The 24,575-nt window shown below is 71.9% G+C and carries 23 protein-coding genes; 14 read left to right on the forward strand and 9 right to left on the reverse strand.

Annotated elements, in window-relative coordinates:
* Both ACXJKB_RS00005 and ACXJKB_RS00010 read right to left on the reverse strand, forming a co-directional pair.
* Positions 1 to 199: helix-turn-helix domain-containing protein (locus ACXJKB_RS00005; protein WP_457184448.1), on the reverse strand; the 199-nt coding region annotated here is incomplete at its 3' end.
* A gap of 137 nt (positions 200 to 336) precedes the next feature.
* Positions 337 to 1,710, reverse strand: coding sequence for an NAD(P)-binding protein (locus tag ACXJKB_RS00010; RefSeq protein ID WP_457184449.1), 1,374 nt, complete (start codon positions 1,708 to 1,710; stop codon positions 337 to 339).
* A gap of 97 nt (positions 1,711 to 1,807) precedes the next feature.
* On the opposite strand from ACXJKB_RS00010, the gene ACXJKB_RS00015 reads away from it, so the two are divergent.
* Complete coding sequence (locus ACXJKB_RS00015; RefSeq protein ID WP_457184450.1) at positions 1,808 to 2,272, forward strand: GNAT family N-acetyltransferase; 465 nt, start codon at positions 1,808 to 1,810, stop codon at positions 2,270 to 2,272.
* On the opposite strand, the gene ACXJKB_RS00020 is transcribed toward ACXJKB_RS00015, so the two are convergent.
* Together ACXJKB_RS00020 and ACXJKB_RS00025 are read right to left on the reverse strand one after the other, a co-directional pair.
* Entirely contained in the window at positions 2,244 to 4,049 is a 1,806-nt protein-coding gene (locus ACXJKB_RS00020) for a sensor histidine kinase (RefSeq protein ID WP_457184451.1), read from the reverse strand. The two genes, ACXJKB_RS00015 and ACXJKB_RS00020, sit on opposite strands and share 29 nt — an antisense overlap.
* 112 nt (positions 4,050 to 4,161) lie before the next feature.
* Positions 4,162 to 5,073, reverse strand: a complete 912-nt coding sequence (locus tag ACXJKB_RS00025) for a LysR substrate-binding domain-containing protein (protein WP_457184452.1) — start codon at positions 5,071 to 5,073, stop codon at positions 4,162 to 4,164.
* A gap of 112 nt (positions 5,074 to 5,185) precedes the next feature.
* Here ACXJKB_RS00025 and ACXJKB_RS00030 point away from each other — a divergent pair, with 112 nt between their 5' ends.
* The 7 genes from ACXJKB_RS00030 (at position 5,186) to ACXJKB_RS00060 (ending at position 11,174) form a co-directional block, all read left to right on the forward strand.
* On the forward strand, positions 5,186 to 6,187 hold the full coding sequence (locus ACXJKB_RS00030; protein ID WP_457184453.1) for a Bug family tripartite tricarboxylate transporter substrate binding protein: 1,002 nt from the start codon (positions 5,186 to 5,188) through the stop codon (positions 6,185 to 6,187).
* A gap of 101 nt (positions 6,188 to 6,288) precedes the next feature.
* Positions 6,289 to 6,861 (forward strand): tripartite tricarboxylate transporter TctB family protein, encoded by a 573-nt coding sequence (locus ACXJKB_RS00035; RefSeq protein ID WP_457184454.1) that lies wholly within the window; start codon positions 6,289 to 6,291, stop codon positions 6,859 to 6,861.
* Between the two features lie 18 nt (positions 6,862 to 6,879).
* Positions 6,880 to 8,415: a tripartite tricarboxylate transporter permease gene (locus tag ACXJKB_RS00040; RefSeq protein WP_457184455.1), complete on the forward strand. Its 1,536-nt coding sequence runs from the start codon at positions 6,880 to 6,882 to the stop codon at positions 8,413 to 8,415.
* Complete coding sequence (locus ACXJKB_RS00045; protein ID WP_457184456.1) at positions 8,412 to 8,819, forward strand: universal stress protein; 408 nt, start codon at positions 8,412 to 8,414, stop codon at positions 8,817 to 8,819. Before ACXJKB_RS00040 ends, ACXJKB_RS00045 begins: the two co-directional genes overlap by 4 nt.
* A 4-nt stretch (positions 8,820 to 8,823) precedes the next feature.
* Positions 8,824 to 10,089 carry an enolase C-terminal domain-like protein gene (locus ACXJKB_RS00050; protein WP_457184457.1) on the forward strand — a complete coding sequence of 422 codons (1,266 nt, stop codon included), beginning with the start codon at positions 8,824 to 8,826 and terminating at the stop codon, positions 10,087 to 10,089.
* 101 nt (positions 10,090 to 10,190) lie between these two features.
* A complete protein-coding gene (locus ACXJKB_RS00055) occupies positions 10,191 to 10,844 on the forward strand; it encodes an SRPBCC family protein (protein ID WP_457184458.1) in 654 nt (217 codons plus the stop codon).
* Between the two features lie 3 nt (positions 10,845 to 10,847).
* Positions 10,848 to 11,174, forward strand: a complete 327-nt coding sequence (locus ACXJKB_RS00060; protein WP_457184459.1) for an ArsR/SmtB family transcription factor — start codon at positions 10,848 to 10,850, stop codon at positions 11,172 to 11,174.
* Positions 11,175 to 11,443: 269 nt separating this feature from the next.
* On the opposite strand, the gene ACXJKB_RS00065 is transcribed toward ACXJKB_RS00060, so the two are convergent.
* Entirely contained in the window at positions 11,444 to 12,115 is a 672-nt protein-coding gene (locus ACXJKB_RS00065) for a FadR/GntR family transcriptional regulator (RefSeq protein WP_457184460.1), read from the reverse strand.
* The gene (locus tag ACXJKB_RS00070; RefSeq protein ID WP_457184461.1) at positions 12,112 to 13,269 is read right to left on the reverse strand and encodes an L-talarate/galactarate dehydratase; all 1,158 of its coding nucleotides are present in this window, start codon (positions 13,267 to 13,269) and stop codon (positions 12,112 to 12,114) included. The genes ACXJKB_RS00065 and ACXJKB_RS00070 overlap by 4 nt, the downstream gene beginning before the upstream one ends.
* A 101-nt stretch (positions 13,270 to 13,370) precedes the next feature.
* On the opposite strand from ACXJKB_RS00070, the gene ACXJKB_RS00075 reads away from it, so the two are divergent.
* Complete coding sequence (locus ACXJKB_RS00075; RefSeq protein WP_457184462.1) at positions 13,371 to 14,603, forward strand: alpha-hydroxy acid oxidase; 1,233 nt, start codon at positions 13,371 to 13,373, stop codon at positions 14,601 to 14,603.
* A gap of 11 nt (positions 14,604 to 14,614) precedes the next feature.
* Here ACXJKB_RS00075 and ACXJKB_RS00080 read toward each other — a convergent pair whose 3' ends face one another.
* Positions 14,615 to 15,547 carry a 2-hydroxyacid dehydrogenase gene (locus ACXJKB_RS00080; protein WP_457184463.1) on the reverse strand — a complete coding sequence of 311 codons (933 nt, stop codon included), beginning with the start codon at positions 15,545 to 15,547 and terminating at the stop codon, positions 14,615 to 14,617.
* 95 nt (positions 15,548 to 15,642) lie between these two features.
* Here ACXJKB_RS00080 and ACXJKB_RS00085 point away from each other — a divergent pair, with 95 nt between their 5' ends.
* The 4 genes from ACXJKB_RS00085 (at position 15,643) to ACXJKB_RS00100 (ending at position 20,415) form a co-directional block, all read left to right on the forward strand.
* Entirely contained in the window at positions 15,643 to 16,554 is a 912-nt protein-coding gene (locus ACXJKB_RS00085; protein WP_300047704.1) for an AEC family transporter, read from the forward strand.
* Between the two features lie 36 nt (positions 16,555 to 16,590).
* Complete coding sequence (locus ACXJKB_RS00090; protein WP_457184464.1) at positions 16,591 to 18,018, forward strand: FAD-binding oxidoreductase; 1,428 nt, start codon at positions 16,591 to 16,593, stop codon at positions 18,016 to 18,018.
* Positions 18,019 to 18,040: 22 nt separating this feature from the next.
* Positions 18,041 to 18,478 carry a DoxX family protein gene (locus ACXJKB_RS00095; RefSeq protein ID WP_457184465.1) on the forward strand — a complete coding sequence of 146 codons (438 nt, stop codon included), beginning with the start codon at positions 18,041 to 18,043 and terminating at the stop codon, positions 18,476 to 18,478.
* A 65-nt stretch (positions 18,479 to 18,543) separates the two neighbouring features.
* A complete protein-coding gene (locus tag ACXJKB_RS00100) occupies positions 18,544 to 20,415 on the forward strand; it encodes a reprolysin-like metallopeptidase (RefSeq protein WP_457184466.1) in 1,872 nt (623 codons plus the stop codon).
* 19 nt (positions 20,416 to 20,434) lie between these two features.
* Here ACXJKB_RS00100 and ACXJKB_RS00105 read toward each other — a convergent pair whose 3' ends face one another.
* On the reverse strand, positions 20,435 to 21,268 hold the full coding sequence (locus ACXJKB_RS00105; RefSeq protein ID WP_300047712.1) for a CPBP family intramembrane glutamic endopeptidase: 834 nt from the start codon (positions 21,266 to 21,268) through the stop codon (positions 20,435 to 20,437).
* 80 nt (positions 21,269 to 21,348) lie between these two features.
* Between ACXJKB_RS00105 and ACXJKB_RS00110 the strand changes: the two genes are divergently transcribed.
* A complete protein-coding gene (locus tag ACXJKB_RS00110; protein ID WP_457184467.1) occupies positions 21,349 to 21,807 on the forward strand; it encodes a globin domain-containing protein in 459 nt (152 codons plus the stop codon).
* Here the strand turns inward: ACXJKB_RS00110 and clpB are convergent.
* On the reverse strand, positions 21,800 to 24,391 hold the full coding sequence (gene clpB, locus ACXJKB_RS00115; protein WP_457184468.1) for an ATP-dependent chaperone ClpB: 2,592 nt from the start codon (positions 24,389 to 24,391) through the stop codon (positions 21,800 to 21,802). The two genes, ACXJKB_RS00110 and clpB, sit on opposite strands and share 8 nt — an antisense overlap.
* Positions 24,392 to 24,575 lie beyond the last annotated feature (184 nt).

Genomic DNA, 24,575 nt, shown 5'->3' on the forward strand with positions numbered 1-24,575 from the left:
AGCGTTCATCGCGGTCCAGGTAGCGGCCGCTGTACTCAATACTCTGTGGTCGATACACGCCACCGAGGCTCTGATGCAGGTCGTAGATGTAGGACTTCGACACGCCGCTGACCCGGGCAGCCTGCATCGGGTTCAGCCCCGAACGCAGCAGCCCGATCACCTCCAACCGACGCGACTCAGCCAACTTCAGTCCAGCCACAACACCCTCCAAACATCAGGCGTTGCAACAATCCCCTGACGCCAAGGTCATCTGGTGACTCGGATCCTCCACGATCCCGGTCTCGTGACGGTCGCTGCGCGACCTCCTCGACCAAGGGAGGCTCTGCCGCGGGCCGCTCAGCCGGTCGCCATCAGCCGCGTCATGGCCTCGAGCCCGGGCGCCGTGGCGGCCGCGAGCCGCTCGCGGACCCGGTCGAGCTCCGCGGACCCGGGGTGGTCGGCCGGGATGCGGGCCGGGTTGATCGCCACGGTGTTGGACCACGCGGCGATGTCGGGCTCGGCACCCAGGGCCATCGAGGCCCGGGTCCCGCGGACGTTCATGTCGGCCCACTGCGGCAGCGAGTTGCCGAAGCGCGACGGCGGGCACAGGCGGTTCTTCTCCGCGTCGTCGCGTCGGGTCGCCTCGACGTAGCCGATCGCGGCCGCACTGAAGCACGGGAACCCCGCACGCACCGGCTGCACCGTGATCTCCTCCGGGCGCCAGACGGACACGAGCGGCGGGTTCTTCAGGCCGTCGGCGGCGCAGTGCACCACGACCGCGTCGTCGGCGACCCGCACGGTGGTGCCGTCCTCGAGCTCGAGGCGACCTCGCTCCACGTTGCGCAGGTGCCCGTGGCGTACGACGTTCTCGATGGACCGCAGCAGCTCGAGCTCCCACACGCCGAGCGTCGGGGCCTTCGCCATCGTGGGCGTGACCGTCGGGTCGATGCGCAGCATCACGCCGGCGTCCTCCAGGCGGAGGAACAGCTCGTCGAGCGACGACGAGGCCGCGGCCTCCTCGAAGGTCGTCGCCGGCACCCCGAGGAAGATCTCCGGGTCGGGCTGGATCAGCGCCCGGTTGAGCATCCACGGGTCACGGGGCCGCACCCAGCAGATCGCGTCGGGGTCGACCCCCTGGCCGAGCAGCCACACGCAGGCGTCGGTGGCCGTCTTGCCCGAGCCGACGACGACGTACTGGCTCGGGGCCTCCTCGAGCCGGACCACGTCGTTGACGGTCACGGCGCGCGCGTCGTCGGCGACCGAGAACGGTGCCGACGACTCGGCCGGGATGCTCGGCGCGAGGTAGTGGGCGTTCACGACGCGGCACGACGCCGGCACCTCCCACGTCTTCCCGGAGATGCGCGAGACGACCGTGCGGCCGACGACGTCGCACCCGGTGAGCACCTCGACCCGGCCCGTGCGGCGCAGCCGCTCGACGGCTCGGGCGTAGTAGTCGACGATCTCGGGCTGCGAGGCGCGCACGTGCAGGCCCGCTTCGGGGCCCTGCTCCTGGACGTGCCCGCCGAGCACCGTCGAGGCGACGCCGTAGAACGTCGAGGACTGGTGCAGCCGGACGAACGGGTAGTCCTCCAGCCAGTGCCCGCCTGCGCCGTGGCGGCGGTCGACGATCGCGACGCGTGCGTCGGAGTGGTCGACCAGCGCGTCGGCGAAGCCCATCCCCATCGCGCCGGCACCCACCACGAGGTAGTCGACGTCCAGTGTGCGAGTCATGGACACACGCTGGCACACCTTCGTGGTCCGCGCCCGGGGCGGCCGGTGCTGGTACAGACGTGACGCCGCCGAAACACGACCCCGCCACACTGGTCCCGTGAACATCACCCGCGCAGACTTCGACGATCCACGGCTGGCGGCGTTCCTGCAGGCCCACCTCGACGACATGGAGCCGACCGCGCCGCCGGAGAGCCGGCACGCGCTCGACCTGACGGCGCTGCAGGGGGTCGGCGTACGCCTGTGGGTGGGCGCCGACGGTGACGGGATCCTCGGCACGGTCGCGCTGGCGGCGGTCGTCGACGGGCACGAGGAGCTGAAGAGCATGCGGACCGAGCCGCGCGCGCGGGGCACCGGGGTGGCGACGGGGCTGCTCGCCCATGCGCTCGACGACGCCCGGCGGCGCGGTGTGTCACGGGTGTCGCTCGAGACCGGCTCGATGGAGTTCTTCGAGCCGGCACGCCGGTTCTACACGGGGGCCGGCTTCACGCCGTGCGAGCCCTTCGGCTCCTACGCCGAGGACCCGCTGAGCAGCTTCATGACGATGGAGCTGGGTCCGCGCTGACGCCCTCGACGTACGCCGGCAGCGTCAGGGTCGCCGTCGTGCCGCGCCCGCGCTCGGAGTCGATGTCGATCGCGCCGCCGTGGCGGGCGACGATCCGCGCGACGATGGCCAGGCCGAGGCCGGTGCCGGGGCGCGAGAGGGCGGCCGGGTTGGTGGAGCGGAAGAACTCGCGGAACAGCTGCTCCTGGTCGGGCGCCGAGATGCCGATGCCGGTGTCCTCGACGGTGGCGACGACCGCGCTGCCCTGCGTCGTCACGCGCACGGTCACCCGGCCACCGGGATCGGTGTACTTGATCGCGTTGGAGGCGAGGTTGGTGAGCAGGCGGTGCAGCTCCTCGGGCTCCCCGGGCACGAGCACCGGTTCGTCGGGCACGTCGGACCCGCAGGAGACGCCGCCGGCGGTGGCCGCGGCGTGGCACTCGTCGCAGACGTCGTGGACGACCCGTCGCAGGTCGACCGGGATGGGGTCGAACTCGCGGTGCGGGTCGGAGACCTGGGCCATGGTGAGCATGTCGTCGATGACGGCCCGCATCCGGGTGGCGCCGCGGGTGGCGGCCGCGACGGACCGGCGGCCGTCCTCGTCGAGACCCGAGGTGTCGAGGAGCTCCAGGTTGGCGCTCATCGAGAAGAGCGGGTTGCGCAGCTCGTGGCCCATCGTGTTGACCACCTCGACGCGGTAGCTGTCGAGCTTGCGGAGCCGGTCGGCGATGGAGCGCTCGAGCTCGAGCTGGCGGGCCTTGCCGACCGCCAGGCCGAGGTCGCGGCCGATGTCGCGCGCCGCGTCGATCTCGATGTCGGTCCAGCGGCGTGCGTCGGAGACGCGGGTCAGGACCAGGAAGCCGACGCACTCGCGGCCGACCCCCAGCGGGACGAAGAGCACCGAGCCGATGCCGATCCGGTCGAGGAAGCCCACCAGGCGCTCGGCGTCGCCGCGGGCCAGGCCCGGCTGGTCGAGGCTGTTGCGGGAGAAGGGCGCGACGTACTGGTCCTTCCAGTAGCGGCGCGACAGGCGCACGACCACGTCGTCGATCTCGTCGAAGGGCGGCGCGTCGTAGGTGTTGCCGACGGCGAAGGACGTCGTGGTGGACCCGACCCCGTCGGGGTTGAACGCCGTCAGCCACATGCCGACGGCGTCGAAGCACGACACGACAGCCGACCGGCACGCCTCCAGCACCAGCTCGAGCGTCGGCTCGCCGAGGGCCTGGCGCACGATCGCGCGGGCCTCCGTGGCCATCCGCACCTGCTCGCTGAGCTCCTCGCGCTCGAGGGCGAGGAGCACGAGCGTCCGCGCGAGACCGGCGTACTTGGTCAGCACCTCCATCTTCTCCGGCGACGGCAGCCGGCCGTCGTCGGGGATGTCGACCGACAGCAGGCCGCGCAGCCGGCCCTGGTCGTCGTGGAGCGGCGCGGCGAGGAGGTCGAGCGGGTGCCACGCGTCCTCCCCCTCGAGGGGGGTCACGTCGGGGATGTGGCTGTAGGAGAGGGCCTCGACGCTCGCGCGGTCGTGCGGCACGAAGCGCCACACGCCCCACTCGTCGGCGTCGCGGAGCTCGTTCTCGATCGACTCCGCAGGCACCTGCGTGCCGACGAACCCGTCCTCGACGCCGGCAGCGGCGACGACCTCGAAGTGGCCGTCGCGGCGCAGCGTCAGCGACGACTGCGCGAAGCCGGCGAGGGTGGCGACACCTTCGACGAGGACCTGCAGATGCTGTCGCGTCTGCTCGTCCGCCCACGGAAACTCGGCATGGCGCCGTCCCGTGTCCGGTTCGTCGTGCATCTCACTCCCTGCGTCGCGTCGCCCTCGCGGCACCCATGACTCTAAGCCTCCGGACCTGAGGAGCGCAGGGGTTCCTTGACACTGTGCAGAGATTCGAGCGATCAGGCCCCGATCAGTCGGCCTGGGCGGTCACCACGTCGAGCACGCGGCGTACGACGGGAGTCAGCGCCTCGCGCGACCAGATGGCGTGCAGCTCGACCGGCCGGTCGGGGTCGGCGTCGACCCGCGTGTCGCCACCGTGGTGGGCCAGCTCCTTGAAGACCACGCCGTCGACGTGCAGCGACGCCGCCGACGCGGGCGCCAGCGTCACCCCCCGCTCGGCCGAGACGAGGAGCATGGCGGTCAGCACCTGGTGCACCCGCTGGTCGATGCGCGGGTGGGCGTTGGCGAAGAAGCGGACCGACAGCTCGTGGAAGTAGCGCGACTGGTCGGGGTTGTAGCCGATGACCGTCTCGCCCTCGAAGTCGTCGGAGGTCAGCGGCCGGTTGCTGGCGGCGAGCGGGTGGGCCGCGGGCACGACGGCCATGAACGGCTCGCGCAGCACCACCCGGGAGCGGAGCAGGGTGGTGTCGAACGGCGGTCGGGCCAGGCCGATGTCGAGCTCGCCGCGGCGGATGCCGTCGACCTGCGCGTTGGTGACCCGCTCGGACAGCACGACCTCCACGTCGGGCAGCTCGGCGGTGAGGCGGCGCAGCAACGGGCCGAGGATCGAGATCGCCGACACCGCGGTGAAGCCGAGGCGTACGACGCCGGCGGCGCCCGCGTCGACCCGCCGGGCGAGGTCGCCCGCACCCTCGACGAGGTTGAGCAGCCGGTGGGCCTCGTCGAGGAACGCCACGCCGGCGCCGGTCAGCTCCACCCGCCGGTTGTCGCGCTCGAGGAGGCGCGCGCCCACCGACTTCTCCAGCTTCTGGATCTGCCGGGACAGCGGGGGCTGGGTCATCTGGAGCCGCTCCGCGGCCCGCCCGAAGTGCAGCTCCTCGGCCACGGCGACGAAGGAACGGACCTGGTCGAGGGTGATCACCGGGCGAGGGTACGATGCACGAGATGGATCAGTCCATGCCGAATTGGGCTTGGACCGGCATCAACGCGCAAACCTAGTGTCGGTGGTCACACCCCGAACAAGGAGCACCTCGATGCGCAAGCAGACCCTCAGCCTGGCGGCCGTCGCCGCCGGCGCTGCCCTTGCCCTGTCCGCCTGCGGCGGCGTCCAGAACACCGCCGGTGGCGGCAGCGACAGCGGTGACTACCCCTCCGGCTCGGTCGAGATGCCGGTGGGTGCCGACCCCGGGGGCTCCTCCGACCTGATCAGCCGCCAGATCTCCCAAGGACTGTCGGAGGAGCTCGGCGGCTCCTTCCCGGTGATCAACCGCTCGGGCGCCAACGGCGCGCTCGCCGCCGCCGAGGTCGCGAAGGCGGAGCCCGACGGCTCGACCATCTCGGTCCAGAACGCCTCGCTCTTCGCGATCACCCCGCTGGCCGTCCCGGAGGACCAGGTCACCAGCATCGACGACTTCGACGTCGTCCAGGGCGTCTCCCGCGACGACTACGTGCTCGTGGCGAGCAAGGGCTCGGGCTTCGACTCCATCGAGTCCTTCCAGGACGCCGACGGCAAGATCACCTACGGCACCACCGGTGTCGGCACCGGCGCCCAGCTCGCCTGCGCGCTGACCTTCAACGTCAACAAGACGCCCGCCGAGGCGATCCCCTTCGACGGCGGCGCCCCGGCGCTCACCGCCCTCCTCGGCGACCAGGTCGACACCGCCTGCCTGCAGGTCGGCGAGGCGATCGAGAACATCGAGTCCGGCAAGATCGTCCCGATCACGGTCTACGGCCCCGAGCGCGTCGAGTTCCTCCCCGACGTGCCCACGGCCCAGGAGCAGGGCCTCGACGTCGAGGTCGCGCAGTACCGCTTCATGACGGTCCCCAAGGGCACCCCGCAGGACATCCAGGACTCGATCGCCGAGGCGATGCAGGCCACGTTCGAGACCTCGGAGTACCAGGACTTCAACGAGCAGAACAACCTCACCCCCATGGAGATCTCGGGTGACGAGGTCGTCGCGCAGCTCGAGGAGGACAAGCAGCGCTACGCCGACCTGGTCGAGGAGTACGGCATCGACCTGGGCGACGCCAGCTGATCCCGGGCCGGTCCCGGGCTGGTCCCGGAACCACCCGGGACCGGCCCGCACCACCCCCCACCGAGGGACCCCCGCCCTCACCGCACGGAGACGAGACCCACATGAGCGAGACCCAGCCCCGCCCGGCTCCCGGAGCCACCCAGGGCGCAGCGGACGTCGAGCACGAGCACGACATCCTCGCCGAGATCAAGGCTGAGGTCGCCCAGGACCTCGCGGACGAGCGGCCGCCTGCGGGCGGGCCGGTGTACCAGGTGGTCGCGGCGGCCTTCGTGATGCTGGTCGGCCTGGCCGGCGCCTGGCTCGCCTACGGTTACGGCCTCGGGACACTCCGACGTCCTGGCCCCGGCCTGTGGCCGTTCATCGTCTCGTGCCTGATCGTCGCGCTCGCCGTGGTCCTGCTCGTCGTGGGCCGCCACCTCGACGACACGGAGAAGTTCACGAGGTCGAGCCTGCTCGTCGCCGTCGGCGCCGCCACCTTCGTCGCCCTCGGCTTCCTCCTCCCCGTCATCGGCTTCGAGATCCCCGCCGTCCTGCTGGGCATCGTCTGGCTCCGCTTCCTCGGGGGCGAGTCCTGGCGCAGCACGATCGTCATCTCGGTCCTCACGACCGCGGCGTTCTACGGGTTGTTCCTCTACGCCCTGTCCGTCCCGCTGCCCCACCTGATCGCCCTCTGAGCGCAGGGAGAGAACACCATGGACATCAGCGCCTTCCTCGACGGCTTCGGCGTCGTCACCCAGCCCGGCAACCTGCTCTACTGCCTGATCGGTGTCGTCGTCGGCATGCTCATCGGCGTGCTCCCCGGCCTCGGCCCGGCCGCCACGATGGCCATCCTGCTGCCGGTCGTCTACAGCGCCCACGACCCGGTCGCGGCGATCATCATGCTCGCCGGCATCTACTACGGAGCCCAGTACGGCGGCACGATCACGTCCGTCCTGCTGCGCATCCCCGGTGAGGCGAGCTCGGTGGTCACCGTGTTCGACGGCTTCGCCCTGGCCAAGCAGGGCAAGGCCGGCACAGCTCTCGGGATCGCCGCGATCGGCTCGTTCATCGGCGCGACCATCTCCATCATCGGCCTGACCCTCCTGGGCCCGCTCGTGGCTGAGTTCGCGCTCGACTTCGGCCCGCCGGAGTACGCCGCACTGGCGCTGCTCGGCGTGCTGCTGGTCGCCACCATCGGCAACGGAAACACCGTCAAGGCCCTCGCCGCCGCCGCGATCGGCCTCCTCCTGGCCACCGTCGGCAGCGACAGCTTCACCAGCGCCGACCGCTTCACCTTCGGCAGCCTCAACCTCGAGGACGGCATCGACTTCGTCGTCGTCGCGATGGGCCTCTTCGGCGTCGGCGAGATCCTCTACAACCTCGAGGAGCGCCACGGCAAGCCGCACGTGCCGGCCGCCATCGCCAACATCTGGCCCTCCCGCAAGGACCTCAAGGAGGCCGGTCCCGCCATCGGCCGCGGCTCGTTCATCGGCTTCGTCCTCGGCGTGCTGCCCGGCGGTGGAGCCGTGATGGCCTCCCTCGCCGCGTACGCCGCCGAGAAGCGCGTGGCCAAGGACCCGTCCCGCTTCGGCCGCGGTGCCATCGAGGGCGTCGCCGGCCCGGAGTCGGCCAACAACGCCGCCGCCACGTCGTCGTTCATCCCGCTGCTCACCATCGGTATCCCCGCCAACGCCTCGATGGCGATGCTCTACGCCGCCCTCCTGGTCGTCGGTGTGACGCCCGGCCCGCAGCTCATCGACGAGCGCCCCGACCTCTTCTGGGGCGTCGTGAACTCGATGTACATCGGCAACCTGATCCTGCTGCTGCTGAGCATCCCGCTCGTCGGCATCTTCGTCCGGATCCTCCGCGTGCGGCCCGCGATCCTCGCGCCGATCACCGCGCTCATCACGATCCTGGGCGTCTACACGATCCGCAACTCCGTCTTCGACATCTTCCTGATGATCTTCTTCGGCGTCGTCGGCTACCTCATGAAGAAGTTCGGCTTCGAGCCCGGCCCGATGGTCCTGGCGTTCGTCCTCGGCTCCCTCATCGAGTCGAGCTTCCGCCGCTCCATGCTGATCTTCGAGGGCGACGCGACGGGCTTCGTGACCCGCCCGATCTCCGGCGCCATCCTCGCCTTCGTCGTCCTGGTCATCGCGTCCCCGCTGATCAAGAGGGCCTTCCGCCGCAAGACCCCCGCCACCGACACCACCCCTGAGACCGTCCAGCGAGAGGACTCCCTGCGATGACCAGCAAGACGACGATCGTGATCGGCTACGTCCCCACCCCCGTCGGCGAAGCCGCGCTCGAGGCCGGTCTCGAGGAGGCCAAGGCGCACGGCGACGACGTCGTCCTCCTCAACAGCCCGCGCCGCCGCTCGACCGTCGACGGCGAGTTCATCGACGAGGCGACCGCCGACGAGCTCGTCGCGCGGGCCGCCGCCGCCGGGGTGACGGCTCGCGTCGACCAGTCCGACCACGGCGACGACATCGTCGAGACCTTCACCAAGGTTGCCGCGGCGACCTCGGCCCGCCTGGTCGTGATCGGCCTGCGCCGCCGCTCGCCCGTCGGCAAGCTCGTCACCGGCAGCGACGCCCAGCGCCTGCTCCTCGACCTCGACGTGCCGATCCTGGCCGTCAAGCCTCCCCGGTGACCGCGTGAGCCGGAGCCGCATCTCCCGCGTCGTCGTCACGCCGGTCGCCTTCGAGGACCCGCCGCTGCTCAACGTCGTCGGCGTCCACCAGCCCTACGCCCTGCGGGCGATCGTCGAGCTGCACACCGACTCGGGCCTCCTCGGCCTCGGCGAGACGTACGCCGACGAGACGCACCTCGGCCGGCTCGAGGCCGTGGCGACCGCGCTGGCCGGCCACGACCCGTACGACCTCAACGGCCTACGCCGGCTCGTCACCGACGTGCTCGGACGCGAGACCGGCGGGGGCGGCGCGTCGTTCGGCGGGATGCTCGACGTCGACTCCGCCGTCGACACCGTCTACTCGCCCTTCGAGGTCGCCTGCCTCGACCTGCAGGGCCACGAGGCCGGCGTACCGGTGAGCGACCTCCTGGGCGGAGCCGTTCGCGGGTCCGTGCCCTTCAGCGGCTACCTGTTCTACAAGTGGGCCGGGCACCCCGGCTTCGCGGACGACGCGTGGGGCGAGGCGCTCACCCCCGACCAGCTCGTCGCCCAGGCGCACCGGATGGTCGACGGCTGGGGCTTCGGCTCGCTCAAGCTCAAGGGCGGCGTGCTGCCGCCCGAGGACGAGTGCGAGGCGATCGAGGCGCTGCGCGAGGCCTTCCCGACGATGCCGCTGCGGCTCGACCCCAACGGGGCGTGGACCCCCGAGACGTCGCTCAAGGTGGCCTCCCGCCTGGCCGGGGTGGTCGAGTACCTCGAGGACCCGACCCCGGGGATCCCGGGCATGGCCCAGGTCGCGGCGGGCACCGACGTGCCGCTGGCGACCAACATGTGCGTCATCGCGATGGAGCACCTGCCGCCCGCGATCGCGCAGGACGCCGTCCAGGTCGTGCTCTCCGACCACCACCTCTGGGGCGGGCTCAAGAAGTCGGCGCTGCTCGGCGGCATCACCGAGGTCTGGGGCATGGGGCTGTCGATGCACAGCAACTCCCACCTCGGCGTCTCGCTCGCCGCGATGGTGCACCTCGCCGCCGCGACGCCGAACCTCACCTACGCCTGCGACACCCACTACCCCTGGAAGACCCAGGACGTGGTCGCCGACGGCGTGCTGTCCTTCGTCGACGGCTCGGTCGCCGTCCCGACAGACTCGGGGCTCGGGGTCTCCCTCGACCGCGACAAGCTCGGCGAGCTGCACGAGCTCTACCTCTCCTGCGGCGTACGCCGGCGCGAGGACACCGTCTACATGCGCTCCATCCAGCCGGACTTCGAGGTCAACACCTCCCGCTGGTGACCCGGTCGAGTGCGCTCGCGGCAGCAGTCGCTACGGAGCTGCGCACTCGACGTTCATTTCGGTATTGACTTATATTAGTCGTAACTGAAACATTGGGCTCCATGTTCGACGTAGCCAAGCACCTGGGCGCGATCACCCGCGCCGTCGAGTCCACCACCCATGACGGCAAGCCGGCGAAGGTCGTGGTCGCGAGCCGCACCTACCCGACGACCCCCGACGACCTCTGGGACGCCGTCACCGACCCCGAGCGCATCCCCCGCTGGTTCGCGGCCGTCGAGGGCGACCTGCGGCTCGGTGGCCGCTTCCAGGTCCAGGGCAACGCAGGCGGCGAGATCGTCGCCTGCGACGCGCCGACCCACCTCTCCCTCACCTGGGAGATGGGCGGCGGGGTGTCATGGGTCGACGTCACCATCGAGGGCTCCTCCAGCGGCGGGGAGGAGTCGACGACGCTCACCCTGCGCCACACCGCCGAGCAGCTCGACCCGGAGTTCTACGACACCTACGGTCCGGGCGCCGTCGGCGTCGGCTGGGAGCTCAGCCTGATGGGCCTGGCCGAACACGTCGCCACCGGCGCGACCATGGACCACGACGAGGTCGAGGCATGGGGCGCCACCGACGGCGGCCGCGCCTTCATGGGCGGCTCGGCCGACGGCTGGGGCGAGGCCGCCGTCGCCGACGGCGAGGACCCGACCGCCGCCCGCGCGGCCGCCACCCGGACGACCGCCTTCTACACCGGCGCCGAGCCCCCGGCCTGAGACGTGCACGCCTTCGACGTCCTCGGCGACCCCGTACGCCGCCGCATCCTCGAGCTGCTCGCCACGGGCGAGACCAGCGCGGGCGACGTGGCGGCCCGGGTCGGCGGTGAGTTCGGGATCAGCCAGCCGGCGGTGAGCCAGCACCTCAAGGTGCTGCGCGACAACGGCTTCGCGACCGTCCGCGCCGAGGGCACCCGGCGGCTCTACGCCGTCGACCCGTCCGGCCTGCAGGAGGTCGACGCCTGGGTCGAGCAGTTCCGCGCCTTCTGGGACCAGAAGCTCGACGCGCTCGGCACCGAGATCGCCCGCGGCAAAAGGTCCCGCCGCTGAGCGGGCACTTCCTCGCGCCAGAACCCCACGAGCGGGCACTTCCTCGCGCCAGAACCCATCGAGCGGGCACTTCCTCGCGCTGGAACCCCACCGCTTGGGCAAGGAAGTGCCCGGTCGCCGCCCCGCAGCGCGAGGAAGTGCCCGCTCGCCGCCCCGTAGCGCGAGGAAGTGCCCGCTCGCCGCCCCGTAGCGCGAGGAAGTGCCCGGTCGCCATCCCGTAGCGCGAGGAAGTGCCCGGTCGCCGCCCCGTAGCGCGAGGAGGTGCCCGGTCAGCCGACGCGGCGGCGGGTGTTGCCGAGGTGGAGCCGCATGGCGGCGCGGGCGGTCTCCACGTCACCGGCGAGGACCGCTGCGGCGACGTTGTCGTGCTCGCGCTGGACCCGCTCGACGTGGGTGGCGTCGGTCATGGAGTACGCGTCGCCGAGGCGGGTGCGCGGGAGCATGATCATCATCGGCCCGAGCGAGCCGAGCAGGTCGACGTAGAACCGGTTGCCCGTCGCCCGCGCCACGGCGAGGTGGAAGGCGAAGTCGGCCTCGACGGCCCCCTCGTGCCCGGCCCGGGTGAACCCGGCCAGCGCGTCCTCGATGGCCGAGGCGTCGTCAGCCGTGTGGTGCAGGGCGGCCAGCGCGGCAGCCTCGCTCTCCACGCCGATGCGGAAGTCGAGCATCGCCAGGACGTCGGCCTGGGTGCGGATCGCGGACGACTCGACGTTGAACGACGACGACTCGGGCACCGCGAGCACGAACGACCCGCGCCCCTGCTGGGTCTCGACCAGGCCCTCGGCCCGGAGCCGGGTCACCGCCTCGCGCACGACGGTGCGCGAGACGGCGTACTCCTCGATGAGCTCCGACTCCGACGGGAGCTTGGCCCCCGGGGCGAGCTCACCGGCCAGGATCTTGTCCTTGAGGCCGGCGACGACGCCCGCCGACAGGGTGGTCATGCCGAGAAGGTAGCGGTCTCCACGGTGAGCTCGCGCATCCGCTCGGTGAGCGTGAAGCCGAGGCCCGGACGGTCCGGCACGAAGATCTGGCAGTCGCGGATGTCGATGCGCTCCTCGAAGAGCGGGTTGAGCCACTCGAAGTGCTCGACCCACGGCTCGGTGGGGTACGTCGCCGCGAGGTGGAGGTGGATCTCCATCGCGTAGTGCGGCGCGAGGTCGAGGCGGTGGTGCGCCGCGAGGGTGGCGAACTTGAGGAACGGCGTGATGCCGCCGATGCGCGGCGCGTCGGGCTGCACGATGCCGCGGTAGCCGGCGTCGACGAGGCCCATGTGCTCGGCCACGGACGTCAGCATCTCGCCGGTGGCGATGGGGGTGTCGAAGGTCTTCGACAGGTCGGCGTGGCCGACGTGGTCCCACGCGTCGAGGGGCTCCTCGATCCAGACCAGGTCGAACTGCTCGAGCTCGCGGCACATCCGGCGGGCGCGGGCGCGGTCCCACTGCTGGTTGGCGTCGACCATGAAGGGTCCGTCGCCGAGGTGCTCGCGGAGCGCGGCGACGCGGCGCAGGTCCTCGCGCCAGTCGGGCTGGCCGACCTTGATCTTGATGCCGCCGATGCCGGACTCGAGGGAGGCGGTGGCCTTCTCCTTGATCTCCTCGACGGAGGCCTGGAGGAAGCCGCCGGAGGTGTTGTAGACGCGGCACGAGTCGCGGTGCGCGCCGAGGAGCTTGGCGAGCGGCAGGCCGGCGCGGCGGGCCTTGAGGTCGTAGAGCGCGACGTCGAGCGCGGCGACCGCCTGCGTGGCGACGCCGGACCGGCCGACGGACGCACCGGCCCACATGAGCGACTCGTAGATCTTGGCGATGTCGTTGGGGTCCTGGCCGATGGCGACGTCCATGACCTCCTTGAGGTGGGCGTACTGCCCCTTGCCGCCCGCGCGCTTGGAGTAGCTGAACCCCATGCCCTCGAGGCCCTGCTCGGTGGTGAGCTCGACGAAGAGCATCACCGTCTCGGTGAGGGGCTTCTGGCGGCCGGTGAGGACCTTGGCGTCGCTGACCGGGTTGGGCAGCGGGAGCACGACGTGCGACAGCGTGACGCTGCGGATGCGGTCGCCCGTGGTGGGGGTCGCGGTGGGCGGGACAAGGGTCTGCGTCATCGGGGTTCCTCGGGTCATCGCGAACAGGTACGAGCTAACTTGTATGATGAGTGTGCAACTCATTACACAAGTACGTCAAGCCCCGCTCGTGAGGAGTCGTGATGAGCCAGGTCAGCAGCCGTCGACAGGTCCCTCGTTGGCGAGACCTCGAGCCGTTCCTGCGGCCACGTCCCGTCGAGCGTGATGTCGTACGACGTCGCCTGGCGCGTTGCCTGTCGGTCGACGACGTCGAGCGGCTGGCCCGCCGGCGCGTGCCGGGCGCGGTCTGGGACTACGTCGCCGGCGGCTCCGACTCCGAGCTCGCGATGCGCCGCAACGCCGACGCCTTCGACCGCGTCGAGCTCATGCCGACGACCTTCGGCCAGGTCGCCGCGCCCGACACCACCGCCACCCTGCTGGGCCGGACCGCCGCGGCGCCGATCGTCCTCGCACCGACCGGCTACACGCGGCTGAGCCACCACACCGGTGAGCGCGCCGCGGCCGGCGCGGCCGAGCAGGCCGGCCTGCCGTACACCCTGTCGACCTACGCCACGACCTCGATCACCGACGTCGCGCGCGCGGCACCGGGCGGCCGCAACTGGTTCCAGGTCTACCTGATGAAGGACCGCGCCGTGACCCGGGCGCACCTCGACGAGGCGCGCGCGCAGGGCTTCGAGGCGCTGGTGCTCACCATCGACACGACCGTCACCGGCATGAAGCGCAAGGACAAGCAGAACGGCTTCGCCATCCCGCCCCAGCTCACCGCGCGCACGATGGCCGGCATGGCCCGCCACCCCGGCTGGGTCGCCGACATCCTCACCACCGAGCCGCTGCGCTTCGCGACGTTCCCCGAGGGGTCCGCGCACGCCCGGTGGGGCATGTCCAACGAGCTGCGCGAGCAGGAGATCCGACCCGCCGACATCACCTGGCTGCGCGAGGAGTGGGGCGGCCCGGTCGTCGTCAAGGGCGTCCAGTCGGTCGTCGACGCCGTCGCCGCGGTCGATGCGGGTGCGGACGCGATCGTGCTGTCCAACCACGGTGGACGCCAGCTCGACCGCGCCCCGGTGCCGTTCGAGCTGCTGCCCGCGGTCGTCGAGGCGGTCGCCGGCCGTGCGGAGGTGTACGTCGACTCAGGCGTCCGCAGCGGCGGTGACGTGGTCGCCGCAGTCGCGCTCGGCGCCACCGGCGTGATGGTGGGGCGCGCCTACCTCTACGGACTCATGGTCGGCGGGCAGCGCGGCGTCACCCACGTGCTCGACCTCCTCACCGACGAGATGCGGCGCGCGATGGGCATGCTCGGCACGCCCACGCTCGCCGACCTGACCTCCGCGCACGCCCGGTTGCGGGCGTGGTGAGGGCGGGACGGTCAGCCGACCGGGGTCACCAGCTCGCCGCGATCGAGGAAGGCGTCGACGTTGTCGAGCACGAGCCGGCCCATCGCCTCCCGGGTCTCGACGGTCGCGCTGCCGACGTGGGGCAGCAGCACGACGTCGTTGCGCTCCAGGAGGGCCGCGGGCACGCGCGGCTCGTCGGCGAACACGTCGAGCCCGGCACCGGCGATGCGACCGGCCTCGAGCGCCGCGACCAGGGCATCCTCGTCCACGACCGAGCCGCGGGCGACGTTGACCAGGTAGCCCTCGGGGCCGAGCGCGTCCAGGACGGCGGCGTCCACGAGCCCGTCGGTCCCGACGCCACCGGGTGTCAGCACCACCAGCACGTCGCTCGCAGCAGCCAGCGCGACCGGGCTGTCGTGGTAGGTCCACGCGACGCCCTTGGGGCTGCGCGAGTGGTAGTGGATCTCGGCACCGAAGGCCTCGAGCCGCTCCGCCGCCGCAGTCCCGATCCGGCCCAGGCCGAGCACGCCGACGACCGCGCCGCGCACGTCGCGGGTCAGCGGCATCTTCTCGCCGCGCGCCCACGCACCGGTCCGCACGAACCGGTCGGCGGCCGTGATGCCGCGCAGCACGTCGACGACGAGGAAGGCCRCCAGGTCGGCCACGGCGTCGGTGAGCACGTCGGGGGTGTTGGAGACGACGATGCCGCGGCGCTGCGCCTCGGTCACGTCGACGTTGTCGTAGCCGACGCCGAAGTTCACGATCGCCCGCAGGTCGGGCAGGGCGTCCATCTCCTCCGCGCCGGCCCGCCCACCGCCACCGACCACGGCGACCGCAACGCCCGCCGGGTCGCCGAGGTCCTCCCGCTGCGGGGCGGCGTACCGCTCCGACAGCCACTCGCGCACGAAGGGCATCAGCCCGCCGAGCTGGACGACACGGACCGGGTGCTGGGTGTCGGTGGTCACCACGCCATCCTTGCCGGGCGGCGGTCGCGGCGTCCAAGTCGACCTCGCTATCGCGCGATACCCAAACACGACCGGAGCGAGAGGAGCGAGCACGCATGGGCCTCCTGATCGGCTTCACCACGATCCTCGTCGTCATCGCCGCCGGCGCGGCGCTCGCCCACGTCGGCGTGCTCGACCGCCGCTCGCAGCGCACCCTCGGCGAGATCGCGTTCTTCGTCGCCTCCCCCGCCCTCATGGTCGTCACCATCAGCAAGGTCCACCTCGAGACGGCGGCGGCCAACCTGGTCGCCTCGACCATCTCGCTCGGGGCCTGCTTCGTCGCGTACGTCGTCATCGCGCGGCTGCGCTGGGGCCTCGACACCGGCTCGCTGCTCCTCGGCGCGCTGTCGTCGTCCTACGTCAACGCGGGCAACCTCGGCATCGCCATCGCGGCCTACGTCGTCGGTGACATCACCGTGGTCGTGCCGACCCTGCTCGTGCAGATGCTGCTCGTGCAACCGGCGGCGCTGATCGTCCTCGACCGGATCACCGGCCGCGGCGAGGGCGTGGGCCCGGCCGTCCGACGGCTCGTCACCAACCCGCTCACCATCTCCGCCGTCGTCGGCCTGGTGTTGGCGACGACCGGATGGCGGCTGCCGGCGGCCCTGCTGTCGCCGCTGGAGATGCTGGCCGGTGCGGCGATCCCGCTGATGCTGATGTCGTACGGCGCCGCGCTGAGGCTGAGCCCGCCGATCGGGCGGGCCGGCCACAACGGCGAGGTCGTCCTCGCGACGGTCCTCAAGATGGCGGTCATGCCGGTGGTCGCCTGGCTGGTCGGCGTGGCCCTCGGCCTGGACGACCGCGTGCTGCTCGGCGTCGTCATCACCGCCGCCCTGCCGACCGCGCAGAACATCTTCCTGCACGCCACCCGCTACCGCGTCGGCGAGGATGTCTCGCGGGAGACCATCCTGGTGACCACCCTCGCCTCCCTGCCCGTGGCACTGCTCGTCGCCGTGCTGCTGGGCTGACCCGCCCCACCGACCCGACCGACCAGAAGGAGAACCATGGACGACCTGCTCGACCAGCTGCGCACGAGCATCGGCGCCGACCACGTCCTGACCGAGGACGCCGATGTCGCGGCGTACGTCGTCGACTGGACCGGCACCCACGCCGGGCGGGCCCTCGCGGTGGTGCGGCCGGGCTCGACCGAGGAGGTGGCCGCGGTCGTCGCGGCCTGCGCCGCGGCGGGTGTGGCGGTCGTGCCGCAGGGCGGCAACACCGGGCTGGTGGGCGGCGGGGTGCCCGACGCGTCGGGCAGCCAGGTCGTGCTCTCCCTCGGCCGGATGCGCCGCGTGCGCGAGGTCGACCCGGTCGCCGGCACCGTCACCGTCGACGCGGGCGTCGTGCTGGCCGACGTGCAGGCGGCGGCCGAGAAGGTCGACCGGCTCTTCCCGATGTCGCTGGGCTCCGAGGGCAGCTGCACCATCGGCGGCAACCTCTCGACCAACGCCGGCGGCACCGCGGTGCTGCGCTACGGCATGACCCGCGAGCTGGTGCTCGGCCTCGAGGTCGTGCTGCCCGACGGCCGGGTGTGGGACGGGTTGCGCGGGCTCCGCAAGGACAACACCGGCTACGACCTCACGCAGCTGTTCGTCGGTGCCGAGGGCACCCTCGGCGTGATCACCGGCGCCGTGCTGCGGCTCTTCCCGGCCACCCCGCGGCACGCCACGGCCTGGGTGGCCGTGCCCTCCGTCGACGCCGCGGTGTCCCTGCTCGGCCTGGCCCAGCAGCACGCCGGCGTGCACCTGTCGACGTTCGAGATCGCCAACCGACAGGCCATCGACCTCGTCCTCGCCCACCTGCCAGGGGCGAGCGACCCGCTCGGCGAGCCGAGCGACTGGTACGTCCTGGTCGAGCTCGCCGGCTCCGCCTCCGACGCCGGGCTGGACGAGACCCTCGAGTCGTTGCTCGGCGAGGCCGTCGAGGCCGGCACCGCCGACGACGCGGCGATCGCCGGCAGCCCGGCGCAGCGGTCGGCCCTGTGGGCCCTGCGCGAGGGCATCTCCGAGGTGCAGAAGGTCGAGGGTGCCACGCTCAAGCACGACGTCACCCTGCCGATCGCCCGGCTCGCGGAGTGGGCGACCACGATCGGGCCGCGGCTGCAGGAGGTCTGCCCGGGCGTGCGGCTGGTGACCTACGGCCACGTCGGCGACGGAAACCTCCACTACAACCTCAACGCGCCCCTGGCCGACGGTCGCAGCGATGACGACGTACTCCGTGCCGCGGCGGCCGACCTGACGGCCGCCATCTACGACTCGGTGGCCCGCGAGGCGGGGTCGATCAGCGCCGAGCACGGGCTCGGCCGCACCAAGGTGGCGGCGGCAGCGTCGTACAAGTCCGACGTCGAGGTCGACCTCATGCGCGCCGTCAAGCAGGCGCTCGACCCGGCCGGGCTGATGAACCCGGGCGTCCTCGTCCCGCCCACCACGTAGGGACCCGCCCTAGGCTGCAGGCATGAAGGCACAGACCCTCGGCCGCATCGTCCTCGGCGGCTTCATGGTGACCGCAGGTGTCCTGCACCTGACCACGCAACGCGAGGAGTTCCGGGCGCAGGTGCCCGACTGGTTCCCGGTCGACGAGGACCTCACGGTCCTCGCCTCCGGCGTCGTGGAGGTCGCGCTGGGCGGGGCGTTCGTCGCGCTGCCGCGGCACCGGCGCACCGTCGGTGCGCTGCTGGCGGCCTTCTTCGTGGCGATCTTCCCGGGCAACATCGCGCAGTACGTCGAGGGCACCTCCGCGTTCGGCCTCGACACCGACCGCGCCCGCCTCACCCGCCTCTTCTTCCAGCCCGTGCTCGTCCTCTGGGCGCTGTGGGCGGGCGGCCTCCTGGGCCGTCGCCGCCCGGCCCTCGCCGAGGAGCAGCAGCGCGAGGAGGTCGAGACGGGCGAGTAGTTCCCCCGTCCGGGTTTGGGCACCGCCACCCGGGGGAGGTAGGGGTCCAGAGAGAGGGGGACTCCATGCCCATCACCGTGCCCACCAGGAGCACCAGCAGGACACTCGTCGGCGTTGCCGGCCTGTGCGTCCTCGCACTGGCCGCCACCACAGCGCCCGTCACCATGGCCACCGCGTCGCAGGACGACCGCCGCCCCGTGGACCTGCTCAGCCCGGCTCCGGCCGCCCGCGCGACCGCCGACGCCGAGGGTGGTGAGCGCTCGCGTTCCGTCGACCTCGACGCCGCCGCCATCGACGCCGTACGCACCGGCGACCGCATCAGCCTCGCGCTGTTCGACGACACGACCGTCACCGCCGCCGTCGACCGGCGCACCGACGCCGCAGGGATCACGTCGTGGTCCGGCGGGATCATCGGCGAGAAGGGCAGCGTCACCGGCGTCGTGGTCGGCGGGGTCACCCACATCAACGTCGCCTCCGTCGAGCACGGCACCTACGAGGTGCGCAGCACGCCCGAGGGCGACTACGTCGTCGACGAGGCGGGCGACCCGCCTGGCGGCGACGACGTCGTCCTGCCCGAGCGCCCGGGCAAGGCCGAGTCCCACGACCACGGCATCCTGCCGCGCGCGCCGCGCGACACCGGCGACACCGCCGGCGCACCGGGCCCCATCGCCTCGGCCGACGCGCCCGACACGATCGACATCGCCATCGTCTACCCCGCCCAGCTGGTCGCGCAGATGGGGCAGCCCGCGATGGAGGCCCAGTTCGCGCTGGGCATCACCCAGGCCAACGAGGCCTTCGCCAGCTCCGGCGTCGGCACCCGGGTGCGGCTGGTGGGCACGCGCCAGGTCGCCGCGACGCAGTCCTCCGACCTGGTCACCAACCTCAGGGCGCTCGGCACCCCGGGCGACGGCATCTTCGACGAGGCGCAGGCGCTGCGCGAGGAGACCCACGCCGACCTGGTCAGCCTCTGGCTGTCCGGCAGCGTCCCGGGCGGCGCGTCGTGCGGCATCGCCTACCTCGGCGGCACGGACCCGCAGTACGACCCGCAGTACGCCGCCTGGTCGGTCGTCTACGCGGCCGCCTGCGCCACCGAGTTCCGCGCGTTCGCCCACGAGGTCGGGCACAACCTCAGCGCCCACCACGACGCCGGGGCGTCCCAGCCGCCGACCGACGGGAAGCCCTACGCCCGCGGTTACGTCGACGTGGCCGCGCAGACGATCACGGTGATGGCCTACTACGACCAGTGCGTGCGCCAGCAGGTCAACTGCACCCGCATCGGCTACTTCTCCAACCCGAACGTCACCTACAACGGGCGCGTCCAGGGCACCGCTGCCACCAACAACGTGCTGGCGATCAACGAGCAGATGGCGACCGTCGCGGGCTACCGCCAGTCGCAGATCTACCCGGGCACCGCCAGCATCGCCGGCCGCCCCCGGTTCAAGGGCACCGCGGAGGCGACGTCCACGCCGTGGTCCCCGGCCGTCAACCTGGGCTACCAGTGGCTGCTCGACGGCGTCGCGGTCCCGGGCGCGACCGCCAGCACCTTCAAGCTGGGCCGCGGTGACATCGGCAAGACCCTCACGCTGCAGGTGTTCGGCTCCGCGCCGTTCTACCCGACGGTGGCCGCTCCGGCGGTGTCCGTCGTCGTCGGCAAGGCGCTGTTCCGCACGAAGCGGCCCAAGCTGCGCGGCGTGCCGCGCACCGGCCGGGTGCTGTCGGTCAAGGTGAAGGGCTGGAAGCCCAAGCCGGCCAAGAAGAGCGTCAAGGTGCGCTACCAGTGGCTGAAGAACGGGAAGAAGATCAAGGGCGCCAAGCAGGCGACCTACCGCGTCCGCGCCAAGGACCGCGGCAAGAAGATCTCGGTCCGGGTGACGGCCAGGAAGAAGGGCTACGAGAAGGCGCGGAAGAGCTCCAAGAAGGTCAAGATCCGCCGCTGACCGCCCGCCGCCGGGCGGGTCACAGGGTCGGCAGCCAGTCGACCCGCCCGGCGAGCACGGCGTACCCCACGAACGCGCCCACGTCGAGCAGCGTGTGGGCGACGACGAACGGCATCACCCGCCCCCAGCGGCGGAAGAGCCAGCCGAACAGCAGCCCCATCGCGAGGTTGCCGACGAAGCCGCCGAGCCCCTGGTAGAGGTGGTAGCTGCCGCGCAGGAGGGCCGCCAAGCCGATGGCGGCGGTGTCGCCGAACCCGATCTGCCGCAGCCGCACCTGCACGAAGCCGAGGACGATGAACTCCTCCACCACGGCGTTCTGCGCGGCCGCGAGCACCAGCACCGGCACCCGCCACCACTCCCCCGGCAGCGACTGGGCGACGACCGTCAGGTTGGTGCCGAGGGCGAAGGTCGCGAGGTAGAAGACCACGCCCACCGAGCCGACACCGGCCGCGAGCAGGGCGCCGCGCCCCCAGTCACCGAGGCTGCTCCAGCCGCCGTCCCGCGCCCACACGTCCTTGAGCCTGCTCCCGGAGCGCACCAGCAGGTACGCCGCCAGCGCCACCGGCACGAGCGCGAAGGCGACGCGCAGCAGCTGGTAGGTCAGGTCGAGCCACGGCCGGTCCGGGGCGAGGGAGTTGTTGAGGTTGGCCGCCTGCGACGACAGCGGCCCCGGGGCGGTGAGCGCCGAGACGATGCTGACGATCGAGTAGACCGCGCTCCGGCCCAGGGAGACGAGCAGCACGATCGCGAGCTCGGTCCACAGCAGCGCCTTCGCCAGGTCCGGCACGCCACCCGGGACGGGTGTGTCCCGGAGTCGCCACCACGGTCTCGTCGCCTCGGTCGTGGTGCTCACGCCCCCAGCATCCCGCAGCCGGCTGAAGTGGCGCTGAGAACCGCCTCGACGAATGCCCCTCGTTGTACGACGATCGACGGGTGAGCACGATCTACGAGGCGGCCGGCGGGAGGGACGTCTTCGTGCGGCTGGCCGAGGCGACGCACCAGCGCTGCCTGGCCGACCCGCTGCTCAGCCACCCCTTCTCCCACGCCGACAACCAGCCCGACCACACCGATCGGCTGGCGGCCTACTGGGCCGAGGCACTCGGCGGCCCGCCGACGTACACCTCCACGATGGGCGGCAGCGAGTCGCACGTGCAGCGCCTGCACGCAGGTGAGGGCGACTACGCCGTCGAGGCGAGCCCCCGGTTCGTGCAGTGCGTCGTCGACTCCTTCGACGAGGCCGGTGTGCCCGACGACCCGCAGGTGCGCCGGGCGATCACCGACTACGTCACGTGGGCCGCGACCGGGCCGTTCCAGGCCTGGGGACGCTCGAAGGACGACGTCCCCGACGACCTCGCCCTGACCCACTGGGACTGGGACGGCCCGATCAGGTGAGCACGAGCCCGTCGTCGCCGACGTCCACCGTCACCGCGCCACCGTCGGTCACCATGCCCGCGATCAGCAGGCGGGCGAGCGGGTCGCCGATGGCCGACTGGATCAGTCGGCGCAGCGGCCGGGCGCCGTAGGCCGGGTCGTAGCCGGTGTCGGCGAGCCAGGCGCGAGCGGCGTCGGTCACCGAGATGGTGATCCGCCGGACCGCGAGCCGCTGCTCGAGCAGCGCGAGCTGCAGGTCGACGATGTGGGCCAGGTCGTCCTTCGACAGGGCCTCGAACAGGACGACCTCGTCGAGCCGGTTGAGGAACTCCGGCTTGAAGTGCTGCCGGACCACGCTCATCACGGACACCTTCTTCGTGTCCGGCATCAGGTTCGGGTCGACGAGGAAGTTGGACCCGAGGTTGGAGGTCAGGATCAGCAGCGTGTTGCGGAAGTCGACCGTTCTACCCTGGCCGTCGGTGAGCCGACCGTCGTCGAGCACCTGCAGCAGGATGTCGAAGACCTCGGGGTGCGCCTTCTCGACCTCGTCGAGGAGGACGACGCTGTAGGGGCGTCGCCGCACGGCCTCGGTGAGCTGGCCGCCCTCGTCGTAGCCGACGTAGCCGGGAGGGGCGCCGACGAGCCGCGAGACCGAGTGCTTCTCGCTGTACTCGCTCATGTCGATGCGGACGATCGCGCGCTCGTCGTCGAAGAGGAAGTCCGCGAGCGCCTTGGCGAGCTCGGTCTTGCCCGTGCCGGTCGGGCCGAGGAAGAGGAACGACCCGGTCGGCCGGTGGGGGTCGGAGATGCCGGCGCGCGAGCGGCGTACGGCGTCGCTGACCGCGGTGACGGCCTCGCGCTGCCCGATGAGGCGCTCGCCGATGACCGACTCCATCTCGAGCAGCTTGGCGGTCTCGCCCTGCAGCATCTTGCCGGTGGGGATGCCGGTCCACGCCTCGACGACGTCGGCGATCTGCTCGGCACCGACCTCCTCGCCGACGAGCGGCTCGAGGTCGCCAAGACCATCTGACTCGGCCTTCTCGACCTCGGCGATCTGCTTCTCGAGCGCCGGGACCTGGCCGTACTGGATCTCCGACGCACCGGCGAGGTCGCCCTCGCGCAGCTTCTTCTCGGCCTCGATCTTGAGCTGGTCGAGCTGGCGGCGCAGCTCACCCTCGCCCTGGAGCTGGTCCTTCTCGCGCTCCCAGCGGGTCTCGAGCCCGCGCAGCTCCTCCTCGCGGTCGGCGAGGTCCTTGCGCAGCACGGCCAGCCGGTCGGCCGAGGCGGCGTCGCTCTCCTTGGCGAGCGCGAACTCCTCCATCTTGAGCCGCTCGACCCGGCGGCGGAGCACGTCGATCTCCTCGGGCGAGGACTCGTGCTCCATCCGCAGGCGCGACGACGCCTCGTCGATGAGGTCGATCGCCTTGTCGGGCAGCTGGCGACCGGGGATGTAGCGATCGGACAGCGTGGCGGCCGCGACCAGCGCGGCGTCGGTGATGCGCACGCCGTGGTGGGCCTCGTACTTCTCCTGGATGCCGCGCAGGATCTGGATCGTGTCCTCGACGCTGGGCTCGCCGACGAAGACCTGCTGGAAGCGTCGCTCCAGAGCCGGGTCCTTCTCGATGCGCTCGCGGTACTCGTCGAGGGTGGTCGCGCCGATCATGTGCAGCTCGCCGCGGGCGAGCATCGGCTTCAGCATGTTGCCGGCGTCCATCGCGGAGTCTCCGCCGGCGCCCGCGCCGACCACGGTGTGCAGCTCGTCGATGAAGGTGATGACCTGCCCGCCGGCGTCCTTGATCTCCTCGAGGACGGCCTTGAGCCGCTCCTCGAACTCGCCGCGGTACTTCGCGCCGGCCACCATCGCGGCCAGGTCGAGGCTGAGCACCCGACGGCCCTTGAGCGAGTCGGGCACGTCACCGGCGACGACGCGCTGGGCGAGGCCCTCGACGACGGCGGTCTTGCCGACGCCGGGCTCGCCGATCAGGACCGGGTTGTTCTTGGTGCGCCGCGACAGCACCTGGATGACGCGGCGGATCTCGGCGTCACGGCCGATGACCGGGTCGAGACGGCCGTCCTCGGCCGACCTGGTCAGGTCGACGGAGTACTTCTCCAGCGACTCGTACGACGCCTCGGCGCTCTCGCTGGTCACGCGCCGGTTGCCGCGGACCGCGGTGATCGCCTCCCGCAGCCCGGCCGCGGTGAGGCTCGCGTCGGTCAGCACCTTCTGCGCGCTCGACTCGACGGTCGCCGTGGCGACCAGGAGGTGGTCGGTGGCGACGTAGTCGTCCTTCATGGACGCGGCGAGGTCGAGCGCCTGAGCCAGCACGCGGGTCAGCGAGGCCGACGCACTGGGCTGCTGCACGGTCGAGCCGGTGGCGCGGGGCAGCTGCTGCTGCACGCCCTCGGCCTGCGCGAGCAGGACGACGGGATCGACGCCCGCCTTCTGCACGAGGCTGCGGGTGGCGCCGTCCTCCTGCTTGAGCAGGGCGACGAGCAGATGGATCGGCTCGGTGGTGGTGTTGCCGCCGGTGGTGGCGGCGAGCTGGGCAGCCTCGACGACCTCGCGGCTGCGGGTGGTGAACTTCTCGGCACCGAACTGGCTCAACTCATCTCCTCCGTTGTCCTGGTGGACCACTCTGGTCCGTACTCGGTCAACGCACCAGAAGTTGAGTCGATTCCCCTCAACTCTGGGAATCTGGCGGAGCGGCCCTGCGCCGGGCCGGCACGATCCATCACTCGGTGGGCGCTGCCGACACGTCGGCGCACACGATGCCCCCATGTGCAGTCCT

It is taken from the genome of Nocardioides sp. P5_E3, assembly GCF_054049275.1.

Bases quoted from the DNA above. Each gene is read 5' to 3' on its own strand.
- ACXJKB_RS00045 (WP_457184456.1), top strand. From the start codon at position 8,412: ATGACCAGCAAGACGACGATCGTGATCGGCTACGTCCCCACCCCCGTC.
- ACXJKB_RS00065 (WP_457184460.1), bottom strand. From the start codon at position 12,115: ATGACCACCCTGTCGGCGGGCGTCGTCGCCGGCCTCAAGGACAAGATC.
- ACXJKB_RS00100 (WP_457184466.1), top strand. From the start codon at position 18,544: ATGCCCATCACCGTGCCCACCAGGAGCACCAGCAGGACACTCGTCGGC.
- ACXJKB_RS00070 (WP_457184461.1), bottom strand. From the start codon at position 13,269: ATGACGCAGACCCTTGTCCCGCCCACCGCGACCCCCACCACGGGCGAC.
- ACXJKB_RS00030 (WP_457184453.1), top strand. From the start codon at position 5,186: ATGCGCAAGCAGACCCTCAGCCTGGCGGCCGTCGCCGCCGGCGCTGCC.
- ACXJKB_RS00095 (WP_457184465.1), top strand. From the start codon at position 18,041: ATGAAGGCACAGACCCTCGGCCGCATCGTCCTCGGCGGCTTCATGGTG.
- ACXJKB_RS00035 (WP_457184454.1), top strand. From the start codon at position 6,289: ATGAGCGAGACCCAGCCCCGCCCGGCTCCCGGAGCCACCCAGGGCGCA.
- ACXJKB_RS00040 (WP_457184455.1), top strand. From the start codon at position 6,880: ATGGACATCAGCGCCTTCCTCGACGGCTTCGGCGTCGTCACCCAGCCC.
- ACXJKB_RS00020 (WP_457184451.1), bottom strand. From the start codon at position 4,049: ATGCACGACGAACCGGACACGGGACGGCGCCATGCCGAGTTTCCGTGG.
- ACXJKB_RS00075 (WP_457184462.1), top strand. From the start codon at position 13,371: ATGAGCCAGGTCAGCAGCCGTCGACAGGTCCCTCGTTGGCGAGACCTC.
- ACXJKB_RS00055 (WP_457184458.1), top strand. From the start codon at position 10,191: ATGTTCGACGTAGCCAAGCACCTGGGCGCGATCACCCGCGCCGTCGAG.
- ACXJKB_RS00090 (WP_457184464.1), top strand. From the start codon at position 16,591: ATGGACGACCTGCTCGACCAGCTGCGCACGAGCATCGGCGCCGACCAC.
- ACXJKB_RS00010 (WP_457184449.1), bottom strand. From the start codon at position 1,710: ATGACTCGCACACTGGACGTCGACTACCTCGTGGTGGGTGCCGGCGCG.
- ACXJKB_RS00085 (WP_300047704.1), top strand. From the start codon at position 15,643: ATGGGCCTCCTGATCGGCTTCACCACGATCCTCGTCGTCATCGCCGCC.